This window comes from Metabacillus niabensis (assembly GCF_020524345.1).
GTDB classification, from domain to species: Bacteria; Bacillota; Bacilli; order Bacillales; family Bacillaceae; genus Metabacillus; species Metabacillus niabensis_B.
Genome location: NZ_JAIVLH010000028.1, coordinates 26,532 through 39,434, shown reverse-complemented (window position 1 = coordinate 39,434; position 12,903 = coordinate 26,532). Strand labels below are relative to the sequence as shown.

Annotated in this window: 12 protein-coding genes; 2 read left to right on the top strand and 10 right to left on the bottom strand. The window is 35.3% G+C overall.

All coding sequences use genetic code 11. From position 1 onward, the window contains the following. The first annotated feature begins 5 nt into the window (after nt 1-5). Nucleotides 6-1,127, top strand: coding sequence for a response regulator (locus LC095_RS23365; RefSeq protein ID WP_226530399.1), 1,122 nt, complete (start codon nt 6-8; stop codon nt 1,125-1,127). A 61-nt stretch (nt 1,128-1,188) separates the two neighbouring features. Here the strand turns inward: LC095_RS23365 and LC095_RS23360 are convergent, their stop codons facing one another. Together LC095_RS23360 and LC095_RS23355 are read right to left on the bottom strand one after the other, a co-directional pair. Beyond that, nucleotides 1,189-1,299: an anti-repressor SinI family protein gene (locus LC095_RS23360; RefSeq protein ID WP_226530416.1), complete on the bottom strand. Its 111-nt coding sequence runs from the start codon at nt 1,297-1,299 to the stop codon at nt 1,189-1,191. Nucleotides 1,300-1,395: 96 nt separating this feature from the next. Then, the gene (locus LC095_RS23355; protein ID WP_319005839.1) at nt 1,396-2,535 is read right to left on the bottom strand and encodes a CAP-associated domain-containing protein; all 1,140 of its coding nucleotides are present in this window, start codon (nt 2,533-2,535) and stop codon (nt 1,396-1,398) included. A 294-nt stretch (nt 2,536-2,829) separates the two neighbouring features. On the opposite strand from LC095_RS23355, the gene LC095_RS23350 reads away from it, so the two are divergent. Further along, on the top strand, nt 2,830-4,014 hold the full coding sequence (locus tag LC095_RS23350) for a DUF4317 domain-containing protein (RefSeq protein ID WP_226530397.1): 1,185 nt from the start codon (nt 2,830-2,832) through the stop codon (nt 4,012-4,014). Nucleotides 4,015-4,056: 42 nt separating this feature from the next. Here the strand turns inward: LC095_RS23350 and LC095_RS23345 are convergent, their stop codons facing one another. The 8 genes from LC095_RS23345 to LC095_RS23310 all read right to left on the bottom strand — a co-directional run bounded on the left by LC095_RS23345 (nt 4,057) and on the right by LC095_RS23310 (nt 12,802). Further along, a complete protein-coding gene (locus tag LC095_RS23345) occupies nt 4,057-4,638 on the bottom strand; it encodes a nitroreductase family protein (RefSeq protein ID WP_226530396.1) in 582 nt (193 codons plus the stop codon). A 249-nt stretch (nt 4,639-4,887) separates the two neighbouring features. Beyond that, a complete protein-coding gene (locus LC095_RS23340; protein WP_226530415.1) occupies nt 4,888-6,390 on the bottom strand; it encodes a tripartite tricarboxylate transporter permease in 1,503 nt (500 codons plus the stop codon). A gap of 18 nt (nt 6,391-6,408) precedes the next feature. Next, complete coding sequence (locus LC095_RS23335; RefSeq protein WP_226530395.1) at nt 6,409-6,858, bottom strand: tripartite tricarboxylate transporter TctB family protein; 450 nt, start codon at nt 6,856-6,858, stop codon at nt 6,409-6,411. A 92-nt stretch (nt 6,859-6,950) separates the two neighbouring features. Beyond that, nucleotides 6,951-7,922 carry a tripartite tricarboxylate transporter substrate binding protein gene (locus LC095_RS23330; protein ID WP_226530394.1) on the bottom strand — a complete coding sequence of 324 codons (972 nt, stop codon included), beginning with the start codon at nt 7,920-7,922 and terminating at the stop codon, nt 6,951-6,953. Between the two features lie 172 nt (nt 7,923-8,094). Then, nucleotides 8,095-8,775, bottom strand: coding sequence for a response regulator (locus LC095_RS23325; RefSeq protein ID WP_226530393.1), 681 nt, complete (start codon nt 8,773-8,775; stop codon nt 8,095-8,097). Nucleotides 8,776-8,798: 23 nt separating this feature from the next. Next, entirely contained in the window at nt 8,799-10,367 is a 1,569-nt protein-coding gene (locus LC095_RS23320) for a sensor histidine kinase (protein ID WP_226530392.1), read from the bottom strand. A 263-nt stretch (nt 10,368-10,630) separates the two neighbouring features. Then, entirely contained in the window at nt 10,631-11,596 is a 966-nt protein-coding gene (locus LC095_RS23315) for a hypothetical protein (RefSeq protein WP_226530391.1), read from the bottom strand. Between the two features lie 93 nt (nt 11,597-11,689). Beyond that, nucleotides 11,690-12,802, bottom strand: coding sequence for a hypothetical protein (locus LC095_RS23310; RefSeq protein WP_226530390.1), 1,113 nt, complete (start codon nt 12,800-12,802; stop codon nt 11,690-11,692). Between the last annotated feature and the right edge of the window lie 101 nt (nt 12,803-12,903).

Below are 12,903 nucleotides of genomic sequence, written 5' to 3'. Positions count from 1 at the left end.
TTTTTATGATTCGTGCAGTCATAATGGATGATGAAGAATTATCTATTCATTTATTAAATAAGAAACTACAGGCATTTCCAATCATTCAAGTAATAAAAACTTATTCTACACAAGAGCAAATCTTTCGTGATCTCATTGAGGAAAAAATTGATGTTGTTTTTTTAGATATTGAAATGGGGAAATCAAATGGATTGGACATTGCAGAAGCCATTCTGTCCATCCAATCCTCTATACATATTGTTTTTGTCACAGCACACTCGGAGTATGCTGTCCAAGCTTTTGAGGTAAACTCTATTGACTACATATTAAAGCCCATTTCCAGTAAACGTCTCGAAAAAACGATTGATCGGCTAATTAGCGTAGTTGGCAGTAGACAAAATAGATCTAAAAGGATTTCAGAAACACAACCTTTGATCATAAGTTGTTTTAATGAACTACAAGTATATCAAAATCAACAACTAATTAATTTTAAAACAGCAAAGGTAAAAGAACTATTTGCATTCCTTCTCACTCATTTTAACCAATATATCCACAAGGATATTATTATTGAAAATCTATGGCCTGATCAAGATTATAAAAAATCAAAGATTCACCTACATACCTGCTTATCATATTTGCGGAAAATGTTAGACAAATCAGGATACCCAAATTGTATTTCTTTTTCAAATAATTGTTATTCATTAAAGTTGGAAACCATTCATTGTGATGCGATTCATTTTGACAAAACAATAGAGAGTGTCCAGGTTCTTGATTATACTAATCAGAACATCGCTAAAGAGTTAATTGAAACATACACAGGGCATTATTTAGAATTGAATCACTATGAATGGGCCCATGATAAGTCTACTTATTATTATGAGAAGATCATGCATCTTTTTGATAAAGTGATCAACTTTTATGAAAACAAAGACCCAAATAAAGCTTTTTATTACCTTCAACTTCAGCTAAAGTTAAATCCTTATTTGGAGAACAATGTTAGAAAAAGCATGCAAATTCTCATTCACCAAGGATACAGATCCGAGGCAATTAAACTTTATCAAGAATTTGAGAATTTACTTCTGGAGGACTTAGGAATCATGCCACAACGGTCCCTAAAACAATTGTATCAGTCAGTGATAACTAGCTAGTGGCATTTCTTTCTATAAAAACAATGTAATTTCACTTGAAGTTACATTGTTTGTGGATTTATTATATGCTTCTTAAGAACAACCTAATTTCCTCTATGCTAATTCCCAATTTTTTTGCCTCTAAAATTAAGTACAACCATTCTTTATCAAGATCACGATTCAATTCAACCACTCCAGTAATTAGTTTTCCCAAGAACTTATAGAAACAGTGGGTCTATTACTATGATATATGGTTGTTCTTACAAAACTCTTAAACCATGAAAACATATCATTTCGTTAAAAAATTCTCCGTATAATACGGCCGTGAATCACTACTAAACGCGACACCCACACCAAGACCTTCAAAATCTGATTGCAATATATTTTCTCGATGGCCGAGGGAATTCATCAATCCTTCATGTGCAAAGACACTGCTGATTTGCCCTGTAGCAAGATTCTCTCCAGCCATTCGATACGTAATATTGTCTTCTGTCATTCGATCAAACGGAGATTGACCGTTAAGATTGGTATGGCTAAAGTAGTTATGATCCGCCATATCCTTGCTATGGTCACGAGCTGTTTGCCGAACTGGTTCCTCCCAATTCAGTACAGATAAACCATGAGTCACTCTGGCAGCATTTGTTAAATCGAACAACTGGTACTCAAACCCCTCTTTCAACTCTTCACTTGGTACAGCAAAGAAGTTTTCTCTTTGATTTTCCAGTTCCTCACTGACAATTTGAATAGCAGTAACAGTATTTTTTTCATGCTTATCATAAAAGACTGTCACATAATTCTGATCAATTCGAAATATATCATATTCCTCATTATTTTGAACTTGATAAGATACAAATCCTTTTTGAATGCTTGTAAGTGGGTCATCCATCTCCGCAAGAACCGCTTCCCTTGAACTTGCGAAGGAAATTCCCATTGTTGTTGTTAATAGATCCTGGTTTGTATAAAGGCCAGCAACCCGTTCTTGACCATCATAAGCGACCATAACAAAGTTTTGGTAATTCTCGTGATACGCAACCCACTCCACTCCATACTCATTTAAAGACGATCGTTTTGCTGTCCCCACTTGCTGTTCGACCTGTTCCCGAGTGTCACCAATTTCTATATTATAAACCGAAAATGACTGTTCAGAAGGAGCTTCAAGCTTCGGAGGCTCTACTACTTGTTGATTTTCTTCTTCCTTTTCCGGTAAATTTTGAATGAATTTCTGAAATAATTGCTGAATGTCATTACTCACTTTGTTTATCGCAGAGATTACTTCAGGATTTTCCTTTATCTCTGTAATATCTGTACGAACTTCTTCAACAACACCTTGAAACCCGTCCTGATGAAAGGTCTCTCCATAAAAATACCAAAAACCGCCTGCAACCAAAAGCAAAGCAACAATATTTTGTACTCTCGGCAATAACGACACTCCTGTCCCGTATTTCATTTAGTCATGATTTTAGCAAAAATTTAGGTTCAAAGATAGAAAAATTCGGCTTATCGACAAGTCTTTATGCGAATTCTTATCCTATCTAATAGAAAAGTAAAAACAGCTTCTTTATAAACTTTGACCTAATTAAAGCTGATTATAACGCCCGATTATGAAAATTTGGTGAAAGAATTAGGCTGTTTATACACACTATCGATACTTATTATCCAGAAAACAAGTATGTTAAAATAAAGGAATGACTAAAAGTAGAGTGGCTTAGGAGTGTAACAAATCATGAATAAAAAAGATGTAGCAAATATTCGAAAACAATTTAAAATAAATAATGATTTACTCAAAATCTCTGACATTTTTAATGTGTATATTATGAAGGAAACAAGTGATATTTATCACCATCAAAGCCAACCATTTGAAATGCTTGATGATGATCAAAAAGAGCTATTTATGAGTAACTTTAAAAAGTTACTTGCCGGCAATCTGGATGAAAAGCTCTTTGAATTAAAGTTCCAACGAGATGCCGCCAATAGTAGTCAGCTTATTTTACATCAAGGATTACTCAGTACAGATGTGGAAGGCTGGAAGGAACAAATGCTTCAAATCGTAGGAAAAATGCTCCTTACCCGACAATATGAGATGGACATTGTTGTTACATTCATTCGTGGAGAATATTTAAAACCAACGAAACGTCGAAATGATGAAGCAGAGGAAAGTGAACGAGATACTGTTTACTCTCATCCCTTTATTTTATGCAGCATCAATAATACGCAAGAGCCCAAAAAAGAACTGCTTTTTGACTATGTTGAAAGAGAGTTTAAGTACAACTTTGTTGTTGATCCAATCATTAACCTTAATGCACCTATGGGCGGATTTCTGTTTCCTTGTTTTACTGATCATGCAGCAGATGTTAATCACATCTTATATTCATCAGGCAGGGTACATGAACCTGATCACCAATTCATTGAAGAGGTATTAAACGGCGAGGAAACGATGACCGCAAAAGATGATAAAATCGTTTTTGAGGAAATTATTAAGGATGTTACAGGAGATCAATTGAATACCTCCACTCTCTCCAATGTATATGAAGAAATAAACCGGATGATCGTAGAAAATGAAGAGGAAGAACAACCGAAATTAGATTCAATTGACGTAGCACGTGTTCTAAAGATGAGCGGACTTGAAGATGTAAATACAGAAAAGGTCGAAACTTCCTTCAAAAAAATAATTGATGATGATAAATATGAGATAAAAGCAAACAGTGTTTTGCCGAAGTTCACTTCAAAATCAATTAAAATCAATACAAAAATAGCAAACATTTCGATTAGCCCGCAAGATTTAAGGTACGTAAAACAAGTTCAATTAAGCGGCAAACGTTACCTAATGATTGAAGTGGAAGAAGATACTGTAATTGAAGGATTTACGATGATTCCTGAGGCTTTTGGTGTGAAACCTGAGGAAGAATAGAAATGAGTGAAACCTACTTACTTAGTAGGTTTCACTTTTGTTTTATATATTGTCAAATGTCCCTTCAAAAAGCAATTCTTTCAACGGACGGCGATCACTTGGTTGTTCACGCTCCTGTAGATTCTCTGGCAGTATTTCTTTTTCACCTTGATATCCAATCGCTATTACCGCATGAATTTCAATATCATCCCGCACATTTAAAACTTCACGAGCTTTCTCTTTTTCAAATCCTCCCATTGCATGGGTTACTAGACCTTTTGCATGTGCTTCTAAAGCCAAATGTCCCCAAGCCGTTCCTGCATCAAAGGCATGCCAAGCATTAGGGCCGCGTTCAGTAGATTTTTGTGATGCAATGACAGCTAATACAGGTGCTTTTTCACACCATACAAGGTTTCCAGGCATAATAAAAGAATGGAATTTTTCAAGATCTTCCTTTGTACGAGCTATAATAAATCTCCAAGGCTGATTATTAGAAGCTGATGGAGCCCAACGCGCTGCCTCAAAAAGGCTGAAAAGTACATTCTCCGGTATTTCCTTTTCCAAAAAGGATCTCGGTGACCAACGATTAATAAATTGAGGGGATACTTCGAAATTAGGTTTACGTGTAGTTGAGACATTTGCCATTACTTTTCCTCCATACTCAAGATAAATTTATTTTAGCAATATTTTCCTCCTATTCAAAATATACAGCTTATGAATCAGTCTTTTTTAGTGATTTTTTTGATTATTGTCATTCTTAAGCTTAATAGGGAAAGTCGTTGACTTCTACATAAAGGTTACTTCACATTTGAAATTAACTACTATGCCAAGCATCATTTGATTAAAAAAAAGCCAGCGTATTCTGCTGTTAAACAGAATATCACTGGATTTTTCTTACATATTAATATTTATATCTTTTCTCGCTTTACGTATTTGAAAGAATTTTACAATTGATGGATAGCTAATTGATAAGATCGTTAAGAAGATAAGGGTTATAGAAATCGGTGATGCGAAAAAAATATCCATACTTCCATTAGATGATAGCACTGCCTTTCGAAAATTTTGTTCCATGTCCGCTCCAACAATTAAGGCCAAAACAAGAGGTGCGATCGGAAAATCAAGTACTTTAAGCATAAGTCCGAATAATCCGAAAACTAATAATAAGAAGAAGTCGATAGCACTATAACTTAGTGTATATGTCCCAATGAAAGCTAGTAACACAATGATTGGATAAAGTACTTTTGCTGGTGTATCAAGTATTTTCACAAGGACACCAACTAGTAATATATTAATAATTACTAAGGCAATATTTCCAATAAACATACTATTGATTAAAGACCAAACAGTTGTTGGGTCGTTTTCAAATAAAAGCGGCCCCGGTTTAATTCCCAGCATAATAAGTGCTCCAAGCATGACAGCTGTTGTACCTGATCCCGGAATACCCATTGTTAATAACGGGATCATTGCCCCTACAGATGCTGCATTATTAGCTGATTCCGGTGCAGCAAGCCCTTCTACAGCACCTTTACCAAATTCATCAGACTTTTTAGACATTTGTTTCTCTGTAGAATAACTAATCATCGAAGCAATTGATCCACCCGCTCCAGGAAGTACTCCAATTATAAATCCAAGTGGACCAGATCTTAAAATTGGCCATTTTGAACGTCTCCATTGCTCTTTGCTAAACCAAATTTTCCCTACCTTTTTCTTTTCCTTCTTAAGGTGATCAATTGTGAGGAAATTGTACAATACTTCACCAATGGCATAAACCCCAATAATCACAATTAAGAAATCAATTCCTTCACTGAAATGTGGGATTCCCATTGTAAATCGGTAAACACCTGTTTGTGTATCAATTCCAACTGTACTCAATAAGAGCCCTAGTGACATGGCCAAGAATCCTTTTATCATTTTGCCAATTGAGAGTGATACAATTGCAGAAAGTGTAAGAAGCATTAAAAGGAAATATTCTGCTGGTCCAAATTTCAAGGCAAAGCTTGCAAGTGGCTCGGCAAGGAAAACAAATCCTATTACAGCCATAATTCCACCAATAAAGGAGGCTACTGCTGAAATGGCCATTGCTTCACCAGCTTGACCCTTTTGAGCCATAGGATATCCATCAAAGGTTGCGGCAATAGCTGATCCATCGCCAGGTGTATTTAATAAAATTGAACTTCTCGATCCACCATACATGGCACCATAGTAAATTGCTGCCATTAAAATAATCGCACTAATGGGCTCCATTCCAAATGTAATAGGTATTAATACAGCAACAGCTGTGGCTGGTCCAAGTCCTGGCAACATCCCTACAATCGTTCCTAAAAATCCACCAATAACAACCCATACTATATTCATCGGTTCTAAGGATGTCATTAATCCTTCGAGAAAATTATTCATGTCCATTCAGGTCACCTCCTAAGGTAAACTAACACCCAGTAACACACTAAATGCATACCAGGATAAAAATGAGAAACAAACCGTTACAATAACATTAACTTTCCACTTTTGCTTACCATTCACAACAAATAATAATGCCCCTAAAAATAAAACAGTTGAGAATAAAAAGCCGATCATCTCAAAAATGAACGCATACCCTACCCCTAACAAAACAGTAAGTCCAATAAGTTTAGGAGTTCGCCCAGCAAGCATAAGTGTTATTTTTTTATTTTCTTTATTTAATATTTTGAGCTCCTGAAATAAATACAAAATACTAAAAATCAATAATAAACAACTTAATCCGATCGGAAAATAAAGCGGGCCATTTGGATTTCCCAAATTCGCTTTTGGTAGATTGAAAGACCCAATTAAAAAAAGAAAGCTTAATAAGATTAAAAATATTGGCATCCCCATTTTAATGATTTTCATTAGATTTTTCTCCTTTCCATATTTTTTATCTATTTCTGATGAAAAGCTAACCTTCCCTTTTAGGGGAAGGTTAACTTTTCATCTTTCATTCTTTATTTAACGAGTCCAGAATTATTAACTAACTCTGTATAAGTTTTCTCTTGTTCTTCTAAGAAACTTTTTGTTTCTGAACTGTTTTTATAAAAATCGTCCCAATCATTATTTTTAAGAACTTTTTGCCATTCTTCAGTTTTTACTAATTCACCAATTTTTTCATCCCAGTAAGCCATTTCTTCCTCTGTCATATCAGGAGGTCCCATGATTCCTCTCCAGTGTGGGAATACCATATCAACTCCTTGTTCTTGCCAAGTTGGAACATCATCAAGGTCTTCTACTCTTTCCTCAGATGAAACAGCTAGAATTTTAAGCTTCCCAGCTATATGTTGGTCTTTTACTTCAGATAATGCAGTTGTTATAACATCTACGTGATTTCCCAGTAATGCTGTAACAACGTCTCCTCCACCTTCATAGACAAGAAAGTCAAGTTGAGATGGATCGCCACCGTATTCACTAAAAGCTTGAACAAATGATAAATGGTCGTTATTCCCTAGCGCAGGGCCTACTCCAATTTTTAATGACTTAGGATCTTCTTTTAATTTTTTCATTACTTCATCAGCTGATTTAAATTCAGAATCAGCTGGAACTGCAATCGAAATCCATTCAGTAGCAAGTGTTGCAATTGGTGTAAATTGCTTATGTGTTAACTGACTTTGACCTAATAAGTTGTTCGTAAGAAGTAAGCTTGAATTAACAGCTAAGTAGTGAGCATCCTTAGACTCTAAGTATTTCCAACCTACTTCTCCCCCGCCACCAGGTTTATTCATTACATTAATATTGCTGTCTACGAGATTATTATCCTTTAAACCTTGTTGAATCGACCTGGCTGTTAAATCCCATCCACCACCTGGTGATGCAGGAGCAACGATTTCAATATTCTTATTTGGAAATTCCTTGTTCCCTGATGCTGAATTTGAACATGCCGTTAAAATTGCCACCATTAAAAGTAAAATCCCTACTTTTTTCATATGAACTAACACCCTCTTTTGAACGATTTTTGCTACGCATACCCATGTGTGCTTTACCTATAAATATCTTATCTATCAAGCTTTTTAATGTAAACGTTTTCAAAATATTGTGTGATAAATAAATAAAAGTATGTTTTGTTCATTTTGTTCACAAAGTAGCAGAGAGACGCCACTACTCTATCTTCCCTGAGTAGTAGCGTCTCTCTGGCCTACCGACAATTCCATATACATGTTCAGATATTGCTTCCCCTGTTCCGACTAAATATTCTAGATACCTCCTAGCTGTTGTCCTTGATGCTCCCATTTTTTTGCCAACTTTTTCCGATGTTATTCCATCGGTTTCAAATTTAATAATTTCTTTGACTTTCTTAAGTGTGACATAATCAATTCCTGAAGGAAGCAATGGCTTTTCAATTTGCTTATCACCTGATCCAAAAAGACTATCAAGAAAGTCCTGATTCACGTTTGAAACAGACTTCAATAGCTCTTTTTTCTTTTTATACTGATCCATTATTTCTTTAAATCTCTCAATTGTAATTGGCTTTACTAAGTAATGTTCTACTCCGTAGTTTAACGCTTTATTTACAAATGCCTTATCTGTCGCTGCTGTTATCATTATGATGTCAACTTCAGGATAGTTTTCTCTAATTTGTGCTAAAAGCTCTGTTCCAAGCTGATCTGGCATATACACATCTAATAATATTAAGTCTACTTCCAGTTTCTCCAATAATTCAAACGTTTCTTTAGCATTTCCTGCTTTTCCTACTAAGTTCATCTGCTTCACTTCTGCTAAATATGCCTCATGAATTTGGGCTACACGAAAGTCATCCTCAGCTATTATGACGTTAGTCATACCCGGCTCCCCCTCTTTTTCTATCACTTTGGTAAAAATACAGAAAACACTGTCCCCTCATCTTTCCTACTTGTTAATTCAATAAAGCCACCTAGAAGCTCAACCTCCTCTTTAACATTCGCAAGACCATACCCTCTTTTCTCTCCCTTAAGTGATACACCTTTTTGAAAAATTGTTTCTTCCATCCCACTTAGAATTCCCTTACCACTATCTGTTATCTCAAACAAAACATCGTTCCCAAAATCAGTTACAAAAAAAGTAACTGTTTTTTCTTCACTATCAGCAGCTGCATCAAATGCATTATCCAATATGTTTCCTAAAATAATAATTAATGGTGCGAGTTGGAACTTTTCTGATAGAGGTGAAACTGAACTTTCTTCTTCAATATGAAAGTCAATTTTCTTTTCAGATGCCTTTGCTAGTTTCCCTAATAAAATGGCTTGGATTTTCTCATCTTGAATATGATTAAAAATAAGTTCGGTATGCTGTTCTTGTGATTTTGTTTCTTCTTGAATAAGTTGTATGACCTCTTGTTTTTTACCAAGTTGAATTAAACCTAATATGACATAAAGTTTATTTGTAAACTCATGTGCTTGTGCTCGTAAATCTTCTGAATACTGCTTCACCTCAGAAAAAGCATCAACCATTTTCTTCATTTCCGTTTTGTCCCTAAAGGTGGCAACTGTTCCGACTCTTTTCCCCTCTTCTAAGACTGGCTGTGTATTAACAATAAGGGTTCGATCCTTGTACTGTACTTCCTCATTTACAACATCTTTATTTGACTCAATAAGTTTTAGAATATGATCAGATGTAATCATTTCATTTATTCTTCGAACTTCATCTCGACTAGAAATATCTAAAATTTGTTGAGCTGATTTATTCATCATCGTAACCTTTCCGTATTGATCAATTGCAATAATACCTTCTTTGACGGATTGAAGAATTGCATTACGTTCCCTAAATAATAAAGCGATTTCATAAGGTTCCAGCCCAAGAGTATCTCTTCGTATATTTCGTGCTAGAACGACACTTCCTATAATCCCTATAAACAATACTACTCCAGAGGTAATAACCATTTCTTTCACTTTACTAGAAATACGGCCACTAATTTCCATCATATGAAACTCCACAATTACAGCGCCTTCTACCTTATTATAATCTTCGTAATCAAGAATAATAGGGGCAATCCCCCTTAATACCTCACTCTCTCCTTGTCCTACACGAGTAACATAGGTACTTCCAAATACAAGTGCTTTATAAGTATCCTGATATTGAGAAGGCGGCTCTTCGCCAGCTATTATGTTCTTTTCTCGATCTTCAATAAGAACCCGTGAAGCATCTACCTGTTCAATTACCTTATTAATAACCAAATGTAGTTTTTGCTGATTGTTATTCTGTTCCCGAAAAGTCTCCTGGACTGCAGGCATAAATGAAAGAGTTTGGGCTGTTTGAAGGGCTAATTCTTCTGCCCGTTTAACATCTTCTTTTGTTTCATTGAAAGCAAATGTTGCTGTTAGAACTCCAATAACAAGTAAAATAAGAAAGATAATTAGACCTAGAATTTTTGTTTGTAAAGTAAATTGAACTTTCATATCAACCTCCAGTTTACTTGCAAACTACTATTTTAAATAAATAATATAAGTTGAGATATTTATATTTTATAATACATGAATGAATATTTTGACTCAAACGAACTTTCTAAAACACAGAAAAAAGTCTTCCACTGTGAGTAATGAAAGACCTTATGTAATATGTATATACGCCTTCCGAAAAAGACGCAAAACCGTTTTGTATACTGCCGAAAGACCTTTTCTAATTCAATAGTCATAATGTGCAAGCTTCCGGTATTATTCAACTAACTACTACAGCCTCCTCCACAACTGGAGCAGCTGGAGCCCCCTGAATCTCCACCACCACTTGAATCACCTGAATCACTGCTACAAGAAAAGCCGGAACAACTAGAGCCTCCGCCGGACGATATACCTTTTTGGTATTCTTCAGGAACAACTTCACTCATATGCTCATGAAATTGATCTTCATTGTATATCGAATAAAAGACCGCTGCCCCCGCTGCATATGTATATAAATTAGTGTCTACCGCTGAGGTATGCGGAGTAAATTTCTTAGAATTTGTGTTATGCAGCTCAGCCTCACGAATCTCTTTTTTCATTTTACTAATTAAAAATCTTATTACTTCCAGCCATTCTTCACTTTTTCTAAAATATTTCGATAGTAGTTCACCTTCAGATAATAAACGGAAATCCTCTAGAATTTCACGCTTAATTGGATTCTGTAAAAGACGCCCCCAGATGGATCTACTATTGTCAGTTACTTCAAATAAACTAATATACACCCAATCAAAAAAGGCACGTTCACCTGGTATCGGAGTACGATCCAGATTAGGTGTGTGGTGCAGTGTATCATTGTAAAAGTCCTTCGAAAACTTTTCATAGTCCCTAGTAAACATGAGCATTTCATGCCAGATTTCATCGACATGATGACTAAACATCGGGACTGACTTTAAAAGACTATTCATCACGAAATAACGTTTCAATTCAAACATTCCCCAGTCAAACTCATGATCCTTCCATTTCGGATGATTCTGTAGGACCCGATTTTTCACATTATCTATATAAAAATCTGATAGAGACAGATCAAGCTTATTCACAATCGGAATTGCTTCTACTACCTGTACACCTAGTTGTTCCGGGATATGGTCATTCTTTAAAGACTTTTTCCTCCCAGCACCTAATGTGCGTCCCAGCAGAAAAAAGAGCCCCATTACAATAATCCCTATGAAAATTCCTGTCATGGCCCTCATCCTTTCAAATTCATGTTATATAATCCTCTTCATCTCTTAACTATACGAATTAATCTTAGGTAAGTTTCCTTAAAGTTTCTAGCCTGCTTATATTCATCGTTTTTTCCTTAATTTTTGAAACCAAGAAGATAATTTCACTCCATAGTAGAGAAACAAAAATGAACAAATCGTCATCGTTGCATAACCCTGAACAGCGAATTGAAATGTCGTTCGTTCATCTGGTGAAAGCTGAATCCCGATTAGGATACCGAGATAAATGATGATACTATCTCGTATCGGCTCATACATTTTGATCTTTCGCATGTTTATATAGATAACAAACTGTGAAAGAAGCGTAAATAAAAGAGCGACGAACTCTCCAGAACTATCACTGAAGGACTTATCTACTATTTCCCAATGGGGAAACCAATAGCAAATCATCATGATTTGTGAAATAGATAAAAGAATGGTAAAGTATAGGCCGCTCTTTCGTCCTTTTTTCTCTTTTTCCTCAACCAATTCTTGCTGCTCTTCTGTTAAAAAGATATTATCCAACCCGTCTGCCTCTGAACCAATTTCAAAAGAAAGTTCTCCCTCAAACATCTTTTTTGGAATTGATTCAATAACTTCTGGATTGTTTTGGGTTGCTGTTAAGGCTTTATCTGTATGAAAAATGTCTACTCCGTGCTTTTGAAATATATCAATCCATTTATATAATGATCCTTCATCCCAATGAGCAAAACTTGTAACCTCTAATTGATTATTGGAACTGACACCATAGATTAATATTTTTGCCGATCGGACTGGAATAAGTTTGGTCCTCTCATGATGAACACTATACTTGTATTTTGCCTTTAATCGATAATCCATCCCAATTAAAACATACTTCATATTTTCATAAGGTAGGAAAAATTCCTGTTCAATACCTTTCTTTTTGTCTTTTGCGTAATATTTATAACCTTTTTCACCAACTTGGATTTTTATAATGCAGTCTAAATACTTTCGTAAATTTTTATTACTAAACCATGAAATTCCAAGAAAAACAATAACAATCATGAATAAAGGAATTGAGATACTCAGCCCGGTCTCTGAGACTTCTTTGGCAGTAAAAACAAACATACCTATTCCCAGTAAAAAGAACAAGAGGATTAACCCGATATGGCAACCAATGGCCCACTTTGGCAGTTGATTCGTAAAGTTCAAATGATCTTTTGTTTGCATTTCCATATGTCAACAACTCCTCCTATTTCCTATTTTACCAGAAACAGTAAAGTGGTAATGACTTATTTGATATAAATCTATAGTTCAATTTCCTTATCCTAGACTAG

Coding starts and splice junctions, on each gene's coding strand:
- LC095_RS23365 (WP_226530399.1), top strand. CDS start 6: ATGATTCGTGCAGTCATAATGGATGATGAAGAATTATCTATTCATTTA.
- LC095_RS23350 (WP_226530397.1), top strand. CDS start 2,830: ATGAATAAAAAAGATGTAGCAAATATTCGAAAACAATTTAAAATAAAT.
- LC095_RS23345 (WP_226530396.1), bottom strand. CDS start 4,638: ATGGCAAATGTCTCAACTACACGTAAACCTAATTTCGAAGTATCCCCT.
- LC095_RS23340 (WP_226530415.1), bottom strand. CDS start 6,390: ATGAATAATTTTCTCGAAGGATTAATGACATCCTTAGAACCGATGAAT.
- LC095_RS23335 (WP_226530395.1), bottom strand. CDS start 6,858: ATGAAAATCATTAAAATGGGGATGCCAATATTTTTAATCTTATTAAGC.
- LC095_RS23330 (WP_226530394.1), bottom strand. CDS start 7,922: ATGAAAAAAGTAGGGATTTTACTTTTAATGGTGGCAATTTTAACGGCA.
- LC095_RS23325 (WP_226530393.1), bottom strand. CDS start 8,775: ATGACTAACGTCATAATAGCTGAGGATGACTTTCGTGTAGCCCAAATT.
- LC095_RS23320 (WP_226530392.1), bottom strand. CDS start 10,367: ATGAAAGTTCAATTTACTTTACAAACAAAAATTCTAGGTCTAATTATC.
- LC095_RS23315 (WP_226530391.1), bottom strand. CDS start 11,596: ATGAGGGCCATGACAGGAATTTTCATAGGGATTATTGTAATGGGGCTC.
- LC095_RS23310 (WP_226530390.1), bottom strand. CDS start 12,802: ATGGAAATGCAAACAAAAGATCATTTGAACTTTACGAATCAACTGCCA.